This is a genomic window from Flavivirga amylovorans, assembly GCF_030540875.1.
Classification (GTDB): domain Bacteria; phylum Bacteroidota; class Bacteroidia; order Flavobacteriales; family Flavobacteriaceae; genus Flavivirga; species Flavivirga amylovorans.
This window is the reverse complement of the sequence record NZ_JAUOEM010000003.1, coordinates 392,806-415,956: the sequence shown is the minus strand read 5'-3', so window position 1 is coordinate 415,956 and position 23,151 is coordinate 392,806. Positions and strand designations below refer to the sequence as shown.

Sequence of the window (23,151 nt, the reverse complement as noted above, 5' to 3'; positions counted from 1 at the left end):
TAACTTTAGGGTATAATTATTTTTAACGAAATACTCTATCAGCAAACGTAGTTTAGTTAGAAAAATTAAATCTGCTACAGGACAAACACCAGTTGCCTATATAGGTCATATTAGAGAAATCCGTTTACAATCTGCTCTATCATTATGAACATTACATAAATAACTTAAGAAGGGTTATGAATTTTATCACAACCCTTCTTATTATCTAAATATCAAAAGGACATCTTATACTTAAATAGTATACGAACATCTTGTTGCTATTTCTTAACAACTTTAATGAATTTAGTTTGCTCTTCTGTATTAATCTGTAATATATAGATTCCCGTTTTAAATCCAGACATATCTATTTGAGATTCCCCTTTTGCCTCTATAAGCAACTGCCCAGAAATACTTAGTAATTTTAAATTACTTTTTACTGGAACGTTTTTAATATTCAAAATTTGGTTTACAGGAATTGGATATGCCTTAATGCTTTCTATAGCAGGTTTTGATTCTTCAATACTAGTCTCTGTAAAATTATTTACATTATTAGACGCGATAATATTTGAAGTTCCATTTGAACAGCCTTCAATCACAACATCATCTAAATAACTTCTATCATTATTTATACTTGCATTGTGCTTGAATCTTAATTTGGTTGTACTTGTAAATGGGCCAGAAATTGTTGCTGTACCACTTTGCCTAGAGTTATTAGAAGCAAACTCATTTCCACGAGTCCAGGATTCTTCTAAATTAAAAGAAGCCCCTCCATTAGTAGAAATTTGTAATGAAAAACCTTCTCCATTTTCTAAACCAGCAGTAATGTAACTAAAAGTAACTGTAAGTTCTTCAAATGATGATAAATCAAGATTATCTGTAGTGATATTTGCACTGTTTTGATCATCTCTAAGCCTAACACATCGAATTCCGGAATTAGCGAACGCTTGATCACTTGTACTTATTCTGGCATCAGATCCTCCATCATTCCAAATACTTGAAAAGAACCCTCCCTCGAAATCATCCGAATTGTATGTTGCATTCGTACAACCTCCACCATTACCTTGCAATGTCGTTACATCTATTGAATTGCTTAAACCAGATTGATTACCCGCAGCATCTTTTGCAATTACAGTTACGGCATATGTTGTGTTATTATTTAAACCAGAAGCAGTATAGGATGTTGTTGTCGTTAAACCACTACTTGCACCATCTATAAACACCTCATATTCTGTCACTTCAACGTTATCTGTTGAAGCATTCCATGACATATCAAAACCAGAAGCTGTAATATTAGAAGAAGTAAGCCCTGTAGGTACCGTTGGCGCTTGTGTATCTCCTGTATTGCCAGAATAAGCAGCACCAACTCCAACTGCGTACCACGCATTAGTTACTTGAATTTCTTCTTGTGAATCTGCTCCGTATAGGTCTTGTGCAGCCTGAATGGTCGCAGCTCTAAAGTCTGCATATTGAGAGGTAGGTGTTAAATATTGAAGTGAAGCATAAACAATATTCCCGCCTTTATCAATACCAATAGCTGTTACTGAGTAACTATCTGCATTATCATTTATCCCTGAACCTCCCAATGTAAGCGTGTAATACCAAAAATTACCTACTCCGCTATTGGTGTGTACGCCACAATAGTCATTACCTCCTGCTCCACCTTGAGGAACGCTACACCCTTCTGAAACAGTAGCTGCAACCCAATTTGTTCCTCTATAAGTGTCTGGTTGTCCATATGCTTTTGGGTTTGCCATTGATCTTAGCGTATACCCAAAGTCATTCCCTAATAAGTCAAGATCTTTATTAAGTCCATAATTTATATTGGCGTAGTGCTCTACACTCATTGCCCAAATATCACTTAACGACTCATTTATTCCGCCTTGTTCTCTTTCGTAATCTAAATTAGCTGTAAATTCGGTAACGCCATGACCCATTTCATGAGCACCAACATCAAGAGAGGTTAACGGGTCTGAGCCGAAAATACCATCACCATAAAGCATATTTCCAGAACTCCATCCTGCATTCTGATAATTAAGTATATTTACAAAATTAGTTATCACAGAGCCTGACCCATCGTAACTATTCCTACCGTGTTCGTTTAAAAAATAATCATAAGTAACCTGAGAAGCAAAAAGCGCATCAAAAGCAGCGTTATCCTTCGTAGCATTATCGTGTTCTGCAAGCGTCCAATCGTTATTACTATCTGTATAATCAATATACTGCAGAAACTGACCTGAAGAAGCGTTATTATAATTAATTATTCCGCTACCTCTTGAATAATCTCGTAATCTATATTGACCTTGAAAACTATCTGTTGTTAAGCTAAGTGTTCCACTATATCTAGTAGCAAGTGTTCCAGTTGCTGGTGCTAGAGGGCCTAATTTTTCTTGTTTTGCTAGATCAACAAAGCTTTTCTGTTTTAATGTATTATTAGCATCTGTACTTTTGCTATGCCTATTTGCATGACTATACGTTCCTAAATGTTTTATTTTACTAATTATTTTAATGAGGTCTCCTGTTTTTGCATCAATGTAAACATTAACGTCTTCATCAAAATTAGCTCCTTTAATATGTAAATTATAGGCTAATTTCCATATGTTTTGTTCTGGATCAATGGGTAGAACAATTAATTCTTTAGAGATTAAGTCTATAGTTTTAAAACTAAGTTTTTCTTTTGCAGATTGTAGTGCATTCTTAGCAGAAACTGACGCTTTCACATCTATTTCTGGTATTTGCTTATAATTTGTGGAGATTTCGGTGGCTTTGCCATTCTTAGTATGCACTGTAGCAATGACACCCTGTACTTTAATACCTTTATAATAATATTGGAACTTTTCGTGCTTTCCATAATTATCAATTACAGATCTTACAGGTATTAATTTGTCATTCTGTTTAAACTTTAATTCACTTCTTAATAATTCCTTATTATTAACAGGCACATCATCCTTTTCATTCTGTGATGTTGTTGTTCCTTCATTAGAAATTTTAATGATTTGTTCTTGAGATATACCATTAAGTGTAACACCTATAAGTGCAACAATAATGATAAAGCTTCTTGTAATAAATTCTAAATTTCGTAAAAATTTTCTCATAATGTTTTTGGTTTAAATTAATCATATTAAATAGTTGTTATAGTTATGTTCTTCCAAATTACGTAAGATTATTCATATTTTTTTGTGGTTAAACCACAAAAAAACACTTTAGCTTTTTGATTTAAATATTATTATGGTATTGAACTCATCTTGATTTTTTGTTTTTAACCGAACCCGCCTGCCAGACGGCTACAGTGTACCCACATCTTTTGAAAAAGTTATATATTTATAGATCATTAAATGATTTACTTTTCTTTGCCCGTCCAAAGAAAAGTAACAAAAGAAAAGACGCCCCTTCGATAGGAATTTCTTCTTTTACTGCGTTCAAGAAGAACCAAGCTCAAAATTTTGCGTCGCTCCATAGCTCTATCCAATGCTATGCTCCTGTTTTTCAAAATTTTATTCTTTATTCTTACGAAGGGTCTGGACTTACCCTATGGTCTGTTCTCATCGATTATCTTTGTGTATTAATATTTTATCAATATTTGTGGGTACACCCTAGCTACCGGAAGGGCAGGAATGAGATAAAATTTGTTCAGATGAGGCATTTTTTGCTAGGCATAGCAGTCCTAAGCATAAGAAAAGTAACAAAATATGGGCGAATTTTAGCCGTTTTTTAGGAAATAGAAAAAGTCAGGATGAGTTCATTAAAAAAGACCTATCAATAATTTGATAAGTCTTTTAAAATAATTAAAAGCAAAAGAGGGTGTTAACCTCTTTTACTCACTAAAAATTCGTGTTATTTAGCTATATCTTCATCTATTAATTCTAAATTACCAGAGTAATTAATTGGAAATCTAGACATACCGTTTACAGTCATATTTGTCTCTAAACTGGGCGATATTTTAATAAACACTTGAAAACCTTCAGATTTACTTCTTGCTTGAAACGAAATGGCATAGCTATTATCCTTATTCAGAATCGCTTTATAGTCTTCTAGAATTCCATCAAATTGTATGGCACTATCTCCTCCATTATAAGCAACTTGCATCTGCCTTTCTCCAAAATATGGTAAAAAAGACGAAACACTATCTTTAGATATGGTTAAAAAATTATAATTTCCAATTAAAGAAATAGCACTTGCACTGCTTCCTGGTTGCATTAATCCAGAATTAAGAACTTGCTGCAACGCATTTGTTACTTGTGGATATGCCCAATCTGACTTAATGGTGAACATCTGCTTTTTCACAACAGTATTAAGAAAATCTATTTCTGCTTGAGTTGCAGTAGATTTTGATGCTTTACAAGAGAAAAACATGAAAGCAATTCCGAAAATAATATATGTAGATTTCATCTCATTGTAATTCAGAAATTAAACAATTTCTAAGTTACAAAATATTCTAAAACGCTTGTTGTTAAAAACTTATAATTTTCTGTAATAAAACAAAGTAAGAACTGGTGCATCCTATCTAGAGCGCATTCTATCTACATTAAAGTTTTAAATAATATAAATAAATGTAATTGCTTTATTTTTAATTTATTAGATAATTTAATAGCTCAAAACGCTTTACAGATTAGGTCTTTGTATTGCTTCATTAAGGCTTGATATTTTTTTGCATTAACCAAGCTTTCTTTATCATCCTTTAAGAGACAGACACTAAACCTTGTAACCGATCGCTGCATTTTATAATAGTTTAATAAAGCCTGGTTTATCGATTTACTATTATCGTAATATGACACGTATAGATTCATAAATTTTACGGCATCATTTGGTCTTTTATAGAAATCAAAATCTACTAATATAGATGCTACATCGTCTAGCAAATCAATTTGGGAATAACTGTCTTCAAATTCTATACAGTCGATTAATACAATGTCTTGATCGTCTATAAAAATATTATCAAAATGCAAATCACCATGAACATTCCTTATATAGTTCTGTTCAATTCTGTTTTTGAAGAGCTCCTTATATATTTTTAAAAAACGACTGGATGTTGTAATAATTTCTTGTGTAAAGTATACTCCTGCATTTCCAATTTTTTCACGAATAATATCTTTTAACTCTAAAACTTGATTTAATCTTTCTTCTAATTTACTAGTACTAAAACCTGAGCAAATATTAGCTGCTTTATGAATCTTATAGATATATGTAGAAAGATTTAATATATCTAATTCTTTTAATGTATCATTTTTAATACGATTAGAAAGCAAAGAGGCATCATCTAACCGCTTCATCATGACAGCATAATCTACGACACTACCATGAGTACCCTCTAGTTTGAATTGATTTTGGTAATTATTAATAGGCAGTACGTTTAAGTATACATTTGGTGCAAATCGATCATTTAAACTTAACTCTCTTTTACAATAGAATTCTCTTTTTGATACTTCTGAATAATCAAGAAATTTAAGCTTGAGTGGTTTTTTAATTTTGAATGCATACTCTTTGCATAATAGAATCCAAGAAATATGCGTTTCTATTGTTCTTTGATAGGCATATTTTTGTTGCAACTCCTCCGAAAGGCATAAATTAATGATTTGACTAGAGTTCAACGGATTGCTTTTTTAGTTGGTTAAGATAATTGACAACACTACCCGCTTCATTGCTCCCGATAACAAAATCCGATTTTTCTTTAATAGCAGGGATAGCATTATCTACAGAAATTGCCATATCTGCTAACTCAAACATTTCTGTATCATTAATACCGTCTCCAAATACTGTTAAAAGTTTATCCGTATACCCATAAGTATTTTTTATAAACTGAAGCGCAGTAGATTTAGTTGCTAAGTTACTATGTACTGTAAGCCAAAACCAGCCTTTTGAATATTGATTTTCAAACAAATGTGTCTTTACTCCGTGATTGTAATGCTCAAGAATAAAGCGCTTTAAAACCTCTAAATTTTCCTTTCTATCTATAAATGTAAAACAGGTGATTTCACTTTTAATGACTTCAGATAATTTATCTGAAGTCATTAAAAATTGATTTCTACAGTTTTGTCGATCCTTTAAATACCACTGCTCTCCATAATTTTTTAATCCATAATATAAAATACCATCTTTATTATTTTGATGATTTGAAATAAAGACGCCTAGATTATTTTTTTGAATGTACTCAGAAAGATTTTCTTTAATATCTTTTTCAATACTATTAATTTGAATGTGCTGCATTTTATTAATATCTGAGATATATGCGCCATTCAAACTAATAACTGGTAAGCTTAAATGTATTCCGTTTAACATATCTCGAATCGTAGTCAAATTTCTAGCACTCGCGACACTAAACATGAGTCCTTCATCTATTAATCGTTTAAGGTTTGTACAACATTTTGGAGCTAACCTGGCCTTATTGTTTAATAATGTGCCATCTAGATCAGAATAAAAAATAGTATTAGAAAAATTTGACTGTTTATACATATTGCAATTTACTTATTCCTGACTCATTTGGTTTTATTGGTATTGAAGGACGAATTTCCATCTCTCCAAAAAGAACATCAGAATTAGAGTTTACTAGCGAGAAAATACATTTACCTATACTTTCTGGCTGTAATTTTTTATCATCATTCCCTTTTGGTCTGTTATTAATTGCTCCAGCATTTATTAAAGTTGTTCTGATTCCATAGTCTCTGGTTTCTTGAATAAATACTTCAACCATGGCTTTTAATGCCGCTTTAGTACTACAATATGCCACGCCCCCATCAAAATAATGTGTGGCAGCATGACTTCCAATAACAGCTACATAAGTTTTAGAGGTTTTAAAGATAGGTAAAAGCGATTTTAGTATATAAAAAACTGCCGAATAATTAGTGGCGACTGAGTCTTCCCAATCTTTATAAGACATGTCTTCTATAAATGATAATTTTCTAACCGCTGCGTTTAATATACAAACATCAATGTTTACAGATTTCATAACCATATCCTGGCATATATCAATTATTTGGTCAGACTGGCTGAGATCGCACTCTATTTCTCCTAGCCATGCTTCATTTTTTAATGTTCTGTTTAATGATATTATGTCATACCCCTGATCATAAAAATATTTAGCAATTCCATAACCTGCACCGCGGTTTGAACCCGTAATTAACAATACTTTTTTACTCATTATTTTGTTTTTATATCAGCTATAAGCTGCGTCCAGGTATCAATAATCTCTTCATGACTTTTACCTTGCCTAAATAAGTCTTTGTCTAAAGATGATCCATCTTCAGATTTTAATCGCATGCAGTCTGGTGATATTTCTGAAGTGATACAAACCTGTCCATCACTATTGGTTCCAAAAATCAAACAAAAATCTATTAAAACATTGGGAGATAACCATTCGCATAAGATTTCATTTGTTTTTAAAGCTAACTTTTTTAATAAATCTGGATCTTCACCATAAGCTTTTAAATAGTCTGCGGAAATAGGAATATCCTCAGGATCAATTCTATAATCAAATTTTACTATAGGCGTTGAAAACTTATGATTATCTGGGAAAAGCCCTGGATATTTTCTTTGTGTAGATCCAACAGCATTATTTTTAACAATCACTTCAAAAGGAGGGCTTGTACATTTTCTTGTTAAATATTTATCCACATCCAACCGTTTAACAAATGCTGTAGGAATATCATGTTTGTTTAGCAATGCCACAGCCATTTCATAAAAGTCTAAGCGTAGATTTTGGGTTTTTTCAACCATCTCATACCTATCATACGTAAAACTTGATAATGAAGGGATTAACTGTGCTATATAATGATCATTATCGTAATTATATAAGTACTTACTTTTTCCTTTTACAATTGGTTCTTCTTTTAAAGTGTCATTAACTGTTTGTGTCGTCATAATATTTTGTTTAGTTATAAATTCCAATAGTCTCTTTTCTCGAAACTAGATGGTGCTTTTAAGGTTATTTTAAAATTTTTAGGGTGTTCTTGTATCCAATTAATTACTGATTCTGGTAGTTCAAAAAGTATCTTGTCATATATTTTTTTTAGAACTTTATTAGATCTGTTCGGGGCTTCTTGAGGATTAAATGTTAGCTCAAACAAAATTTCGAATTGTTCTCCGTTCTTAACCATTTTAAACAATGGCCAATTGTTTTTGTTATTATCTTTAAAAATGCTAAAACCAGTAGGAGCCCTATTGAGCTCTTCAATCTCATCAATCGCTTTTGCTATTTCAGCTTCACCAAAGTATAAGTTTGAATTCATCTTGACACAACGTTTTAGTCGTCCTCTAAACGTATAAACGAGTGTGCCTTTATCACAACTTACCTTAGCTACATCAACAAGGTCGCCAGTGCGATAGCGTATTAAAACAAAACGCTGCGTAAAAGGAAAAAGAGGTGTTAAAACAAGTTCTCCCGTACCCGTTTCTAATTGTTTGCCTGTTTCTAAATCAACTATTTCAGGTATAACAAACGGGTCAAAATGATAGCCATCGCACTGTTGACAATATTTTGCGCCTCCAAACATTTCAGACATGGAATAATTATCACTAATTTTCACATTAAAAAACATTTCAAATTTTTTGCGTCTACTTTTTGGGACTGGCCAACCAAAAATTGTAATGGCGTTAAGTTGGTCGGGGGGAATTTCTATGTTCTGTTCTGTTAAGTATTGATATAAATAACTCAATCCCATAACGGTTGTATTTAATTGACTAACTTTTTGCTCTATGCCTTTAAAATTAAATTCGTTTTGTAATAGCCAGGCTGTTCGAATAACACCATAGTCTTTGGTTAATTCAATCATAAAATTATACCCAATACCAGGTAACCTTAAAACGGAACCATGATTCATAGAACCTTCAACAATTCCAAGAGGTTTTAATTTTTCCGAATGCAACATGCCCGACTGTAAGATTGAAAAAAAGTTCTGGAGGTATAATTGTTCTTCCTGAGACCTTTCAATTAATAATGGTGGCTGGTTTGTGGTTCCTGTTGTAAAAGTCACAAAACCAAATGTTGTGATTTCAGATAAAACTCCTGAACGGTTGTTATAAAGTGCTTCTTTATTTAGTGTTGGTAATTGATCTAGTTTGGATAGGGTCCAATTATCATCATTAGGTATTATTTCAGTGTAGTAAGAAGCATTTTCTTTAGCCATTCTTAAAGTAATATCCAACAGCTTATTTTGAAGTAATTTATAGCCTTCCCGGTACTTAACTGGTTCTGTAATGATGTATGAAAACAAAGGAGCCAGAATATTTGATCCTATATCCTTTGGCTGTAAAGTTTCTGGTAATTCTTTAACTTTTGATAGAAATCTATCTGGAGTCATAGTGATATGACGCTTTTCTGTAAGCAATATTTGGTCATCCATCTGATAACTTAATTTTAAAAAACCAAATTCTCAAAGCACCCTTTTATAAAATTGACTTTAAGAAACTAAGTACCTAGAGAATATGGTTTAAAAATGTATATATGTTATTTTTTTAAGCTAGCTATTTCTGAAATGACACTAGCCATTGCTTTTCCGAAAACTACAGGCTCTGCGGCGGCGATTTTAGAAAATACAACAGGCTCCGCAGCAGCTATCTCTGATAACATTGCAGGTTCTGCGGTTGCTATTTCTGCAAATAGTGCAGGTTCTGCTACTAGTAATTCTCCAAGAATAGTAGGTTCTGCAGAGGCAATCTCTGATAGCATAGTTGGTTCAGCAGATAATATTTTTTCCATCATTGCAGGTTCCGAAGATAAAAGTTCGCTTATTACAACGGGTTCAGCAGATGCAATTTCTGATAAAATTGAACTTTCGTTAGCTAAAGATTGATTAACTTCTCCTGCTTCTTGCATAAAGGAATTGTAAGGAGGGGTTTGTTTAGGTTTTCCCAAAATAAATTGATTTTAGAGTTAATATAATTTAGTTTGCTATTCAAAATTTTAGATGGAAGAATTTATTTGTTATTAATGTAAGTAATTACTGTAAATATATAAAAATTATTTAAAATATTTACTTTTCAGGTATTTCATTACGTACAATTTAAAATGGTAAATGTTTGGGGTTAAGTATAGAATATTCTTAGATGTTCAGCATACAATAGATATAAGACTGGTTGACTTTTTAAAAATACTTACAGCCAGATAAAAATTGTTACGCTGAACATTACAAAGAACAAATAATTAATTGAGACACATGACGTGACTATATAGCTACGACATACTAAAGATTAATCTTGTTTTTCTTCATCTTCATTATCTTTTCCTTTTATAAACCTTGAAAGATCTAAATCCCCAACAGTTTGCTTATCTCTGGTTAAAAGCAATCGTGACATATCCTGAGACTTTTGGAAAGGAATTTGAACGGTTCCTGTTTTTAAAAATGTATAGTTATCTTTTCCTTCTTCACAAGATCTGATTAAAAAGGGGTCTGGTATACTATAATTACTAATAACTCGACCTTCTGTGTTTAAAAGTTCGATATTAAAATTACCTCTTTTATACGGAAGCTTTCCCCCTACTTCTTTTAAAACAGCACGCTCATCTAATACAATATTTCCATCTGTTACATGAACGGTTAAAACATAAAAGGACTGTTCTTGTATCGAAAAATGATCTATTGTAAATGGAGATGTATTTTTCTCTGCTTGCTTTCTTTTTTTATCATTGCCTTCCTGAGCTTGTATAGCTAAAACATTATTTAGACACATAAAGACTAATGCTATTTTATATATAGTTTTCATAGTATTTTAATTTATAGCGTTATCAAGTACGGTGTATGTAATTCTCGTTTTACAAGGACAGTCATACGTTGTATGATTGAGTCCAGAAGTTACCATCTGGCAATTAGACACACACAAATGATACCATCCACTAGTTCCCATTTCTGTAGCATCTGAAGACGATTTACAACTCCCATAATTACTACCAGCAGCTTGAGCATCTGCTAAGGTTGACCAATTATTGGGAAAATCAGCTTCTTCCCAATGTACACCGCTACCATACTCATCTGCAAGATCGTATAGAGCATGTCCAGATTCATGCATAATAGTTCCTCTATTTTGCATTTCTGTAGAGAACAACCCTCCTGAAGCGTAATCTCTCAAGTTATTTTCATGCATTAAAACCCTTCCTTCTGCAAAGGCTAGGTTGGCATTGTTTGAAGGCACTTGATGTGTCCCGTCTGTGGCAATATCATCATAATCTGTAGCTGTACCTTTTTCTTTATTAATATAAAAATTATATTGACGCCTCCAAAACCTCGTATGGGGTTCATCAAAAAAGGCTTCTTCTATAGCGCCATGGCAATTATCATAAAAATCGGGCATGACTGTAATATCTGTGTCTGGAATAAATACGACATCAAAAACATCGTCAGGATCTCCTTGACAATATACTGGAGCGGGCATATTTGTTACAGGATACGGTCGCGTTACATAAGTAACTTCAAATGTTTTACTTTGCTCTGGTGTAGTAACTTCCCAACGATATTTTATTAATTTATTTGATCCATGTCCGCTACTTTTTGTATAGGATAAATCACCCGGAGGACTTGTCCAGGTTTGTAATAATACATCTGAGCCCGTTGAAGTAATCGTCCCACTACTATTAATTGTATTTACCTGTTCATACAATTTTGCTGAGCTAATACTTCCAGAGGTCACCTTTGTAAGATTGTATGTTACTTGTTGACTACTTGTAGGATGAATTGGCTCATGTAAAGCTAATGTAACAGGGTCTTTTTCGCAAGATGATAGAAGTACCATCATCATTATACCTGCAAGAATCGAAAACGATTGTAAGTTTTTTTTACTTTTCATAATTATATTTAGTTGTTTTAGAGTTATTAAATGCTAAAAATCAAATTGTTATCACATTGTAAAATTATACGATAACAAATACAAAATGTAAGCTTAATCACCTTTTCGAAAGGGTGTTTTTCCTGTTTTTAACAAATAGGCCTCTATAGTTGCATAGCCTAACTTCTAGATTTATCAAGCGTCTAAAAATGTTTGGTTAATATGTTGTAAACAGAAATGAATTATTATAATGTTAATGGTCTCATTATTTTTAAATGTTATACATTTTTCGTATCTTAAAGTGCTATATTATAGGTGTTTATTTAATATTAAAACTTAATAAATACAGTCTGTTATCGAGACTCAAATTGCAGATTGGACTTTATCTCTAAAACTTTGTAATTATGAATTCAATACAAATATTAAGCATCATTGTTCTTATTTTCTTATTAGCAGGAATACGCATTATATATGAATATAAAAGAGCTCCTAAATTTAGATTTGGAAAATATGTTAAGACTTTAAAACCAGGTTTCAGATGGATTATTCCTATTGTAGAAACAATTCAAATAGTAGATATTCGAGTCATTACCATTAATATTGTGTCACAGGAAGTGATGACTGAAGACAATGTTCCTTGTAGTATCGATGGGGTATTATTCTTTAAGATTGATGATCCAGAACGAGCTGTACTTGAAGTTGAAGAATACAAATTTGCAATTACTCAACTGGCACAAGCTGCTTTGAGAGACGTTTGTGGTAAAGTAGAACTCGATACTATTTTATCAAAACGCGAAGAGATAGGAAAAAATATAAAAAGTATTGTTGAAATTGAAACCAAAGAATGGGGAATTCATATTAATGATGTTAAAATTAAAGACATCCAATTGCCTGAAAATATGCGACGTATGATGGCTAATCAAGCTGAAGCTGAGCGTTCTAGGCGAGCACGTATCATACTAGCACAGGCAGAAGAACAGGCTGCAGGAAAATTACTTGAAGCAGGAAAATTGATAGATCAGTCGCCCTCTGCCATAAAACTAAGGCTATACCAAACGTTGTCTAATATTGCTGCAGAGAAAAATTCGACCATTCTTTTTCCTTTTCCTGAGGAAGTATTACATAAAAACAACAACGTATTACCAAAAAGCAAAAAGAAAAAGAAGTGATTTTATTAGTTGTATGATATACCTAACGTATGAGGTTATTTATGCGTACAAATACTTTGGCAAGCATTCCTGTGGAGGTTGGAAACCAATTAATCTTTGCTTTTTTTAAGTGCTGCTTAACATTTCGTTAAATAATTGAAAATCAACACATAAATAATTATCATATAAAACCGAACTGCTTAAGTAATAGCTTTGGGAGCTAAACCAGTAGTTTTTAAAAACTTGTTTGAAAATAGCTCGTACATATCCTCCGATAATAATAACTGGCGTTGTTGAATCCATTTCTTTGCATCATCTCCATACATATACTCTACCAATCCAGGAAATGTCCAATCACTATTTTTACCCCAATGCAAAGTGAACGGAATATTATTACCTTGGAGAACTTCTATCATTCGTTTCGAAAACTTCTTTAAGCTCATAATTTTTCTGGTTTCTTTCCAAAGTACACCATCAATTTCTATCATACATGTAATAGGGAACCTGGTAAAAGCTATAGTCCCTTGAGATTGTTTAACAAATCGCATGGCAAAGATGCCTGGTATGGGACCTTCATCTCTGGTCAATTTCCCCAGTAGCTCCATAGCTTTTGGTCCGTCTTTATGATCTATTCCAAAAGAACAAGCAAAAGCAGGACCTTGATAAGGTGCGTCCCAAAATATTTCTTTTAACATGCCCGTTGTTTGATCATCAACCTTAGGTAAAATAGTTTTGCGTAATCGTTTTACTAACCAGGGAATACTTTTAGGTAAATTTTCTGCAAGCTTTACAAACAGAAAAATAAGATCTCTATAAAGAGATTCTTTAATTACTGGAAATGGATCGGGATAAGGTTCTATATATGGTTTCTTATACATTAATTCCACAACACAATCTGGATCATCACTATACTGATTAATAAAGATTTTATAATGATACGGCCTATTTCCTTTTCCACTGGTATCTGTTTCTTCTGGAATAGTGAACGACGCATTTTTAAAATCCATAGTCTCTGCTAATTCATAAGCAGTCGTTTTACTAATTTTTTTCACATAGCGCTTGAGTAAAAAAATGGGCTCTGCTTCTATAACAATACCATGTATAAAACCAAAACCACCTAATCCAACCATGGCTGCATGAAATAAATCATCGTCTCTTATAATTCTTGCATTTAACTTATTAACAAACTCATTACTTAAAACGGGTTTCGAATCTCGTTCTATATATACTATATCTTCTGTATTAGGGCCTATTATTAAATTTAATCCCACAACATAATCTTGTACAGATCCAACATCTAAAGCAGAACCATGTACTCCAGTAGAGATACAACCTGCTAACGTTTGACCATTACTTGCTCCAGTTGTTTTTAGAGACTTTCCATTTTCTGCCAAAATCTCTGAAACTTCTTTTATAGTCGTTCCACATTCAAATAAAAATAGATTAGACGCATCATAATTGGAATTAGCGTGACAATCACTAGCATTTATAGGCAAAGAAATATTCATAAAACCATTATAATGCATTCTATCTTTATGACTGGCAATATTATTCATTGACCATGCAGATCCATAAGCACGAAATCCTTCTCCAGCGGTATGTGTTTCTTCTATTAAACGCTGTATTTCTTTTGCTGCATCGTTATAACGATCTAACTTTTTTGGCATGGCGCGCTCCCCTTCCAATTTGGTCTGATACAGAATTTTTAATGGAAATGGGCCATTTTTATGTAATGTATTCCATTCATTTAAGAATTTACTTTTAGTAGTAGCCATAATACTTAGTTTGTTAGTTTTTCACATACATACTTAACTTTTACTTTTCGTTTTCTTCCAAAAGTAATAGCACTTAATAAGACACCTCCAAAGGTGTTGCGATATTCAATAATGTTTAGTTTTCCCGATTCGCAGGCTTCTTTTTCTTTGATTAAATACGTAAAATCTTTTGAAGTGGCGCTTATACCTATAACAGTGTCAAACTCTACGACTGCCATGCCTCTGTAATAATCATCTCTGTCTGAAAACGGATCAGGCTGTGGTGCTCCATTCACATTACGAAATCTCACGGAATAACAAGACGTTAAAACACAACAGCAAATAGCTATTGATACATATTTAAATGGTTTCATTTTTAAATAATTTTAATATTCAAAGTATATATAATTAATAACCGTTCTAATAAATAATACACAAACAATAACAATTGCTAATGCAAAATTCATTAAACATATCCTTTAATAAAATACCTTATTAAAGGTATCATGCTAGATAGTAAACCGTATTATTATTTAATAGGGAGAGATTTATCACTTATTGCTTAAGCGATGGTTTAAATATAATAAAAATATTTTAGAATTTTCGGTTTATTAAACATCGTATGTTCCTCTTCATTACTGTATGAAAAGTGTTTATTCTATACCCTTTTATTATTTCCTAAAGTATACAAACATTAGTAGAGCATGATAACTTAAAAGTAAAGGTGCTAATATATTCCATAAAAAAACCATCCTAATTATAGGATGGCCTTTATAATAAATATCTAATTATTTAAATCTTTTTACAAAGTATAAATTCATTATTCAGCATAAGAGTCAATAATATCTTTGCCTAAAACAATATCTCTTTTTGCTACAAATACACCTTCTTTTTTGTCAAGTTTAAGAATTCTATTCGCAACATCTGCTCGTTTTACTTTCGAACGCTTATCATTTAATAATGGGTCATCATCAAAAAGATATGTTTCAATTTTGTATTCAGGCTTACCAGGTTCTTTAACTATTGGTAAAATCTGTTTAAGTTCATTACCATATATATATTTACCAGGTACAAACGTATAGAAGGTATAATGACCATCTTCATCTGTTCGTATCCAACCTCTATGGCGTACATAACGCTTTTTATTATGCCTTTTTAATTCAAAATTTCCATTCTCATCTGCATGATGTATAAAAAGAAGTACATTCTTAGCTGGCGTCACACCATCATTTTCATAAATAGTACCAGTAATTTTTAGCTTATTCTTTTTAGATGCATAATCTGGAATAGTATCTACATTATTCAATTGCTTTTCTGAATAGTCATAAATAGGACTACGTTTTTTGTAATCTTCAGGTATTTCATCTGATATACTTGCAGATTCTTGAGCGATAATCGTATGAGAAAAGCCTATAAAACATACGAAGCAAAAAAGGGACATTAGATTTTTCATAACACTAAAACTTAATAATTTATATAAAATTAAGTCTTTAAATTCATAAAAAAATAAAAATCATGTGAACTCTTAAATTACACGATGAAATGATTTTGAAGGTAAAATTTATCGACAAAACGTATGTTTTTTTTCAAATCTCAATTATATATTTGTAATCTAATAACTACAATTTAATCACAATAAAATGCTTTATTTATTAAATTAAGCATTTTATTAACACACAATCCGTTAAAAAAACGTACCATTTAGTGAACTGTTAATTAATTCGTTACAACTATTTTATTAGCTTCTGAACCTTTATCTGTATAAATAACAACCAGATATATTCCTTTTTTGAATATACTACCAGAAACCTTTGTTATATTTTGAATATTTTTTTGTGTGTAAATCACTTTTCCTAAAATATCATAAACCTCAAGGCTAGCATTGGTCATTTTTGGAGGAAGCTTCACAGTTAAATCGTCTCCAAGACCTAAAGGGTTGGGGTAAGTCTTTAGAGTAGGTTTTAAAATGAAAGACTCAGAATCTGTACCAAGGGTTGCACAAGGATCTGCACTCAAAATTGGAAGTGTTTCATTAATATAATACGGTCCATGCCAAAATGGAGTATATAAAGATGAGTAAGCTGAATAATTAGACGGATAACTTACTTGAAGTACTGGTTGTGACCAGGATGCTGGAAATTGGTTTCCTCGCTCTATAATATTATGACCTAAAGTTTGTATACCACGTTCTAGTCCATCATCTTGATTACCATCAATAAATTCATTGTTTTCTATAATAATATCTCTAAGTCCTTCTACAGTATTACTATTCCCATCATCTTGAGGCGCTACTTGCAAATGCCAGCTATGCGGAGCTCCTGCTCTACCAAATATATTATTATGAATTCTTACATATCTTGTGTTGGGTAAAACCTCTGTAGTAGTTCCTGGGTTGAAAATAACATGATCTGCTGGCCAATCGTTAATGCCGTTTGACATTAATTTAAAGTCTGTACGTATATTATCTGTTGCAGGCCCAGAAAGTAAGTTATGCCCAATAACAGATTTATACGTTCCAAAAATTCTAAGTGTATGTTCTTTTGCTTGTTCTGAAGTGTTACCAAGTACAGCAACGTGATGTGCTAATCCTGCTATAGCGTTTAGATATCCTGTAGGGTCTCCTAACATATTCACATGATTCTCTACTACGAATATAGAGCCAGGTTGTTTCCAATCTGAAGGAGAAGAGGTTCCTCTTTGATTTATAGCATACCATGCATTCGCTGAGGCAAATACGATATTTGCCCCATTACCAATAACATCGTTTTGATATATTAACAAATTATTGAACATTAGTCTCTGCAATATAAAAGGGGTATCTAATCCTTGTATTACACCATTTTCTGGAGGTGTCGCAGCATTATCCTCATCCATATCAACAGTTACTTGTGTTACTTTTGGTTTGACTCCGGAACCAAAACTTCCTACATGAAAATTACTGCGATCTTTGATGGTTATAGCACCCAGACTTGTAAAATCATCGCCCGTTTTAAGTAAGTACCGTTTATTACTTTCCCATGTTGGCCATGAGGTGGCATTAGCTATTTGTTGGGCTCCACTTGGAGCTCCATTAAAATTAGAACCCGTTGAAATAACAACCGTATTTGTATTTGAGTAATGCGTGTTAGGGTCTAAAACTGTTATCGTTTCTGTTGCCTGAGATATGCTACCATTTGGATTTCTAACAGTAACTTTTACTTCATAAATACCAGGAATATTAAATACATGTGCTGCTAGAGGCCCTCCTGTTTCTATATTTTTACTTAATCCGCTATGTACCCAAGTACCACTACCAGGATCTCCAAAACAAAACGAGTAACCTAATTGTCTAAAAGGATCTATAGCATTATCCGTATCGGTAGTCATCGTTGCGTCAAAGAGCACAGATAAAGGAGCTGGCCCTGATAATCTAGTTGCAGTTATTTGAGCTATGGGATCTGCCATTGCTATATAGTGCATGAGAAAACATAATATTAAAATAAGGGTTTTGGCGCCAGTAAAGTAAGTTTTTACATGGTTAAAATAGTTAAACACTAAACTTAGTTGGTTTAAAAGTAGGTTTTTCATAATTGTTATTTGATTAATAGATTCGGGATTGATTTAGTACCTAAAGTGAGCAACCTTTATTGGTACTAAAGTGTTTCTTTTTAAAATAATATAACAAGTAACTTCTATCTTTTCCTACCCTATTTTAATTTGCTTATTAATTTTATGTCATAAATCGACTACATAAGACTCTAACAGTATATTAACATGTTATTTTAATATTTTTATCTAAATTCGTCCAGCAAAAATTAAAAAAATAACACATTTATTTTTTAATAGTACCGAATTTATAACATGAAGTGTCTCCCGTCTCTCTTTTTTTTAATATTATCTATTTTTAGCTTCGGACAAGATAATCCAACCTCCATTGAACTAATTGATTATTCAGATTTTCCATTTATTAAAACGGATGTAAAGGTTACTCATTCTAGCAATACTAGTGACTTAAATAGCAATCTCTTGGATATAACAAAAGAATATTGGGATACGATTACTTATAATCCTTATAGAAATGTTAAGGTTAAATTTCCTTTAGAAATCAAGTTTAATGATAGTTTGTATACGTCTCCTATTAACTTTAAAAAAGTTGTAACGTCTCGTTATGGATGGCGAAGAGGGAGAGCGCACAGAGGTATCGATATAGATCTAGTTACTGGTGATAGTGTTGCTTCTATGTTTGATGGTATTGTTCGTCTTGCAAGGTATACTAGAGGTCATGGAAGAACAGTGATTGTAAGACATTATAATGGATTGGAAACTGTTTATGCACATTTATCAAAATATGCAGTAAAAGCAAATGACTCCATAAAACAAGGACAGCTACTTGGTTATGGTGGTACTTCTGGCAATGCTAGAGGGAGTCATTTACACTTAGTTGTTAACTATAAAGGCATATCTATAAACCCAGAATATCTATTCGATTTTAGCGAGCAGAACATGGTACACTCTAAAAATATTTGGGTAACCAAAAACTGGGTACAACCAGGGCTTCATAGCTCAAAAAGACAAACAAAATTAACTGTTTTACATACCAAAGAGGAGGCCATTGCAAGTTTAGAAACACGTAAAAAAGTTTATATTGTCAAGCGCGGTGATACTTTGTCTGGAATTTCATCAAAAAGCAATGTCTCTGTAACATCCATATGTAAGTCTAATCATATTAGAAAAACAACTCCGATAAAAATTGGTCAAAAACTAATTCTTGAATACACATTTTAAAAGCGGATACTTTATAATAGTAGTTTTAATTAATCAGCCATTCTAGAGTGCTTGACATAAACACTTAACATTGGTAATCATTTACATCTTTCCAAGTTGACATATACAGGGAAAACATACCATCTCGCATTACTATAACTTCCCTTTCTTTACTTTTTTTATAAATTCCAAAAGGAAATTCTTTAATCATATCGGTCTACTTTTTTAAACTGTTCATCATTTTTGTTCATTGTTTTTAAATCATTCCAGAATCTTTGTACACGACCTACATCGATCAATATTTTTGGAGATGCACCTCCATTTCCTATATTAAGTATGCCAATACACGTAAAACATACAATTGCTAATGCTGAATGCATTATTTAGTAACTACCATAACTAATCTTATTTTATTGTTGATGACAAATGGATGGAAGCCCCACATAACTCTAATAAAACACCAATGAATTTCACGAATACAATTCGGTAATAGATACTCAAGAGTATGCTACTTTTGCCCTAGTTGGATATCCCAAAGCTAAGGAAGTAATACTTGTAGGTTGTTTTAATGATTGGGATGAAACCAACTTATAAGATAAAAAACTACTTATGGTTGGGTGTATACCTTACCGCTATCTGGCGGAAAGCATCATTATATTATAAGTTTATAGTAGATGGTAAATGGATGACGGATTCTGATAACCCCATCCGAGAGTATGACGGAAAAGGAAATATTAATTCAGTATGTATTATAAAATAAGTAATAGTGATATCCGATAAAAGACAAAAGAGCTCCCACTTAGCTTTTAAACAATAGAAGCTAGACCTACAATAAATACATCAGAGTCAAATCATTAAAAATTTCTTGGAACAAACTGTACTCAATCCATTTAGAGCTATAAGGATATTTCGTTCTATTTTCACTTTTAGAGATCAAAAACCTAAACTTTCTATTTAGATTCCCATCCTAATGGCATTGAGATGGGAATAACAAATTTATCTACCAAATAGTATTGATTTTTTAGACCTTTTACTTGCTAGTATATTAATAATTTTAAAGTAAAAAATACGCTTTTAATTCTTAACAAACTTACCAAAGACCTTTTTGGTATTTGTAGCTATTTCCACGAAATATATACCCGGAGTCAATCGAGCAACATCAATAGTTTTAGCTTGATGTATCATTTTAAAATCCCCTACTTCTAAAACCAAATGTCCAGTAGAGTCATAAACCTTAGCTGATAAGATATTATGTTTTTTAGAAACACCTAAATTTAGTGTTGTATTTGCTGGGTTTGGAAACAATTTTAGCTTAGATGTGTTTATTGCATCGATTGTAGTTGTAGATAAGGTCTGTAAATAACTCGGGCCTGTATTAGCAGCTGTCACAAAAAGCTTAATTGTTTTTGCACCTGCTGAATACTCAAAAGCACCAATATCCCTAGAAGTTACAGTAACTGGTCTGTTATTTAGAACAATATCAAAATCAATATTGGAATCTATCATATTATTGCCAGAATCATCAGGTATATTCAATAATGGCGTATAACCAGATTGTGCAGCATTTAACGCTGGTATACTTGAACTTGACAGTTCTGAATATCCATCTACATTAACCGATAAAAGCGGATCAACCTCTGTAATACCTGAATTGGAAGCAACATCACCCAAGCCGCCATTAACAATATTACCTATCCAAGTTTCGGTTCCGGTAGGATCTATAAAAAACCCACCCGATCCCCCAGTTGGATTGTCAAAAATATTATTGGCCAATGTGATATTAACAGGTTCGTTTTTTTCTGGATCTGTTGCCGAGGTAGAGATAAACTCTAAAATAATTGGTGCGCTATTGACTATAGTATTGTGAGCAATCACAACATCTTTAACTCCTGTACCCAATTCAATCCCATTATTAACAATCAAACTTCTATTGACAATTATAATCGATCTGTCTGTTAATCCTTCAAAATAGTTATTAAAAACTTCATGACCAGCACCTTCCGTTACTCTAACGCCTCCATATCCATTTATGAAAAAATTACCATACACAACACCTTTATCACCATGTCTTAAAACCAACTCTGCGTAAGGGTTGTCCTCAAATGTATTGTATCGAAAAATATTTTCAGCACTCTTATTTGAAATAATCTCTCCATCACCATTACATTGCGTAAAATAACAATATTCTACAATAGTTCTGCTATTTCTAGTTTGTTGCTTACTGGTACCTATTCTTATAGGTTCTACACCTGCATCACCTCCATTAGAGCTTCCTCTAAAATTTTTAAATGAACAATATTCAATCTTATTATATCCAGGGTAATTTTTGTGAGCCTCTATCTGAACAATATTTTGATTTGGAGTATTAATTCTATTTTCAAAATTACAATATGATACTACATTAAATCTTGAAGTAGATTTAATGATCAGGTATTTTTTTGATCTACAATCTTTTATATTAATTTGTTGTAACACGTTATTATCACCACCACTAATAGTTATAATATCTACAGGGGTTCCTGATATATCAGCACCTATAAATTGAATGCCTTCAATGATATTGTTACTGCCCTGAAGGTCTATTTTAGAATTACCGTTAAAAATAGTTTTTCCAGAGATAATAGAACGTATGGTTAAATCATTTTTTGTAATAGTCATTACTATATCGGTAAAAGTACCTTCATTCCATATAATGACATCTCCTGCAACAGCATTGGTATGCGCGGTGTCAAACTCAGCCTGAGAGCCTACATTAAAATCTGTGGCAAACGTATTAAGATGAAATAAGCAAAGCATCAGTGCAATGTATTGTATTTTCTTTTTCATAATAATCAATTAATTTTAGTTAGATTAAAGTATGGTTTATCTTCTTTGATATGTAATATATCATTTTATAAGAATTAAGCTGTTTTTTCTAGTAATTACAATGTTGCTAATAGTAAATTGATGAAATCAATCTTAAATTTGAGGAGAAAGGAATACCAAATGTAGGCTACAAGGCTGATATTTTGAAATTCCTTGAAAGTAAGCGCATTGTCATTACTGCTGTAAAAGCCTTCAAGGGCAATCCACATTAGCAAGACCATAGAACCCTTATTAGATCAAAGCCAACGATTGCATAAGCACCAACCTGAAGAAGTCTTCTATGACAGGGGCAGTAGAGGCAAATCTAGAATTAATGACACAAAAATCTCCATACCTGCACCTCTTCTTAAAAACGATACTGAGTATCAAAAACGTAAAAAACGAAAGAAATTTAGAAGAATGGCTGTTATAGAACCAGTTATAGGACATCTTAAAAAGAACTTTCGTATGCAACAGAATGACCTATCTTGCCTAAATGCACCAAAAATCAATGCGATTTCAGCTGCTACTGGATGGAACTTAAAGAAAATGATGGAAAAACTAAAGAACAAATATTTGTACCCTATTTTTAAAAGTAGCTTATCAATATGGTTTCAAAATATCGAACTTTGCATCTCATATTCTTTAAGGAGCGACTCATTAATATCTACATTGATTAAGTATTCTATCTATTTTAACAAACCAATCACCAATACTTATTCTATTCGTATTTGTAGTAATACTTCCTTTACTATAAAGTTAACCAGTCTTTAGATTAACATTTTAGTCCTGAGATATTCGTATAAATACCATATTATTAATACGCCTTTTTGACAAAAAAAATAAAAAACATCTAAAATGCAACCTTTTATTTTTTTGTTTGTCTATAATAGTAGCTTAAATAATAGAACTATTTTTAAGGCAAATTAGAGCTA

At 32.2% G+C, this 23,151-nt stretch carries 19 protein-coding genes; 3 read left to right on the top strand and 16 right to left on the bottom strand.

Annotated elements, in window-relative coordinates:
- Window positions 1-257 precede the first annotated feature (257 nt).
- From Q4Q39_RS10220 to Q4Q39_RS10175, 10 genes are all read right to left on the bottom strand, one after another.
- Window positions 258-3,071, bottom strand: coding sequence for a M4 family metallopeptidase (locus Q4Q39_RS10220; RefSeq protein WP_303282346.1), 2,814 nt, complete (start codon window positions 3,069-3,071; stop codon window positions 258-260).
- Between the two features lie 739 nt (window positions 3,072-3,810).
- Window positions 3,811-4,365: a DUF4251 domain-containing protein gene (locus tag Q4Q39_RS10215; RefSeq protein ID WP_303282345.1), complete on the bottom strand. Its 555-nt coding sequence runs from the start codon at window positions 4,363-4,365 to the stop codon at window positions 3,811-3,813.
- A gap of 203 nt (window positions 4,366-4,568) precedes the next feature.
- Window positions 4,569-5,564 (bottom strand): hypothetical protein, encoded by a 996-nt coding sequence (locus Q4Q39_RS10210; RefSeq protein WP_303282344.1) that lies wholly within the window; start codon window positions 5,562-5,564, stop codon window positions 4,569-4,571.
- On the bottom strand, window positions 5,554-6,426 hold the full coding sequence (locus Q4Q39_RS10205) for an HAD-IIB family hydrolase (RefSeq protein WP_303282343.1): 873 nt from the start codon (window positions 6,424-6,426) through the stop codon (window positions 5,554-5,556). The genes Q4Q39_RS10210 and Q4Q39_RS10205 overlap by 11 nt, the downstream gene beginning before the upstream one ends.
- Entirely contained in the window at window positions 6,419-7,111 is a 693-nt protein-coding gene (locus tag Q4Q39_RS10200) for an SDR family NAD(P)-dependent oxidoreductase (RefSeq protein ID WP_303282342.1), read from the bottom strand. The genes Q4Q39_RS10205 and Q4Q39_RS10200 overlap by 8 nt, the downstream gene beginning before the upstream one ends.
- The gene (locus tag Q4Q39_RS10195) at window positions 7,111-7,830 is read right to left on the bottom strand and encodes a phosphoribosylaminoimidazolesuccinocarboxamide synthase (protein ID WP_303282341.1); all 720 of its coding nucleotides are present in this window, start codon (window positions 7,828-7,830) and stop codon (window positions 7,111-7,113) included. Before Q4Q39_RS10195 ends, Q4Q39_RS10200 begins: the two co-directional genes overlap by 1 nt.
- 14 nt (window positions 7,831-7,844) lie before the next feature.
- Window positions 7,845-9,311, bottom strand: a complete 1,467-nt coding sequence (locus Q4Q39_RS10190; protein ID WP_303282340.1) for a phenylacetate--CoA ligase family protein — start codon at window positions 9,309-9,311, stop codon at window positions 7,845-7,847.
- A 104-nt stretch (window positions 9,312-9,415) separates the two neighbouring features.
- Window positions 9,416-9,823: a hypothetical protein gene (locus Q4Q39_RS10185; RefSeq protein WP_303282339.1), complete on the bottom strand. Its 408-nt coding sequence runs from the start codon at window positions 9,821-9,823 to the stop codon at window positions 9,416-9,418.
- A gap of 335 nt (window positions 9,824-10,158) precedes the next feature.
- Window positions 10,159-10,671, bottom strand: a complete 513-nt coding sequence (locus tag Q4Q39_RS10180) for a hypothetical protein (protein WP_303282338.1) — start codon at window positions 10,669-10,671, stop codon at window positions 10,159-10,161.
- Between the two features lie 6 nt (window positions 10,672-10,677).
- Complete coding sequence (locus Q4Q39_RS10175) at window positions 10,678-11,748, bottom strand: hypothetical protein (RefSeq protein WP_303282337.1); 1,071 nt, start codon at window positions 11,746-11,748, stop codon at window positions 10,678-10,680.
- A gap of 383 nt (window positions 11,749-12,131) precedes the next feature.
- On the opposite strand from Q4Q39_RS10175, the gene Q4Q39_RS10170 reads away from it, so the two are divergent.
- The gene (locus tag Q4Q39_RS10170; RefSeq protein WP_303282336.1) at window positions 12,132-12,896 is read left to right on the top strand and encodes a slipin family protein; all 765 of its coding nucleotides are present in this window, start codon (window positions 12,132-12,134) and stop codon (window positions 12,894-12,896) included.
- Window positions 12,897-13,075: 179 nt separating this feature from the next.
- On the opposite strand, the gene Q4Q39_RS10165 is transcribed toward Q4Q39_RS10170, so the two are convergent.
- The 4 genes from Q4Q39_RS10165 to Q4Q39_RS10150 form a co-directional block, all read right to left on the bottom strand.
- Window positions 13,076-14,650: an FAD-linked oxidase gene (locus Q4Q39_RS10165; protein ID WP_303282335.1), complete on the bottom strand. Its 1,575-nt coding sequence runs from the start codon at window positions 14,648-14,650 to the stop codon at window positions 13,076-13,078.
- Between the two features lie 5 nt (window positions 14,651-14,655).
- Window positions 14,656-15,003, bottom strand: a complete 348-nt coding sequence (locus Q4Q39_RS10160; protein ID WP_303282334.1) for a hypothetical protein — start codon at window positions 15,001-15,003, stop codon at window positions 14,656-14,658.
- A gap of 446 nt (window positions 15,004-15,449) precedes the next feature.
- On the bottom strand, window positions 15,450-16,082 hold the full coding sequence (locus Q4Q39_RS10155; protein ID WP_303282333.1) for a dioxygenase family protein: 633 nt from the start codon (window positions 16,080-16,082) through the stop codon (window positions 15,450-15,452).
- Between the two features lie 263 nt (window positions 16,083-16,345).
- Window positions 16,346-18,196 (bottom strand): T9SS type A sorting domain-containing protein, encoded by a 1,851-nt coding sequence (locus Q4Q39_RS10150; RefSeq protein ID WP_303282332.1) that lies wholly within the window; start codon window positions 18,194-18,196, stop codon window positions 16,346-16,348.
- Window positions 18,197-18,469: 273 nt separating this feature from the next.
- Between Q4Q39_RS10150 and Q4Q39_RS10145 the strand changes: the two genes are divergently transcribed.
- Window positions 18,470-19,393, top strand: coding sequence for a M23 family metallopeptidase (locus Q4Q39_RS10145; protein ID WP_303282331.1), 924 nt, complete (start codon window positions 18,470-18,472; stop codon window positions 19,391-19,393).
- 182 nt (window positions 19,394-19,575) lie between these two features.
- Here the strand turns inward: Q4Q39_RS10145 and Q4Q39_RS10140 are convergent, their stop codons facing one another.
- Window positions 19,576-19,752 (bottom strand): hypothetical protein, encoded by a 177-nt coding sequence (locus Q4Q39_RS10140; RefSeq protein ID WP_303282330.1) that lies wholly within the window; start codon window positions 19,750-19,752, stop codon window positions 19,576-19,578.
- Window positions 19,753-20,446: 694 nt separating this feature from the next.
- Window positions 20,447-22,198, bottom strand: a complete 1,752-nt coding sequence (locus tag Q4Q39_RS10135; protein WP_303282329.1) for a chondroitinase-B domain-containing protein — start codon at window positions 22,196-22,198, stop codon at window positions 20,447-20,449.
- 288 nt (window positions 22,199-22,486) lie between these two features.
- On the opposite strand from Q4Q39_RS10135, the gene Q4Q39_RS10130 reads away from it, so the two are divergent.
- A complete protein-coding gene (locus Q4Q39_RS10130) occupies window positions 22,487-22,990 on the top strand; it encodes a hypothetical protein (protein ID WP_303282328.1) in 504 nt (167 codons plus the stop codon).
- Window positions 22,991-23,151: the final 161 nt, after the last annotated feature.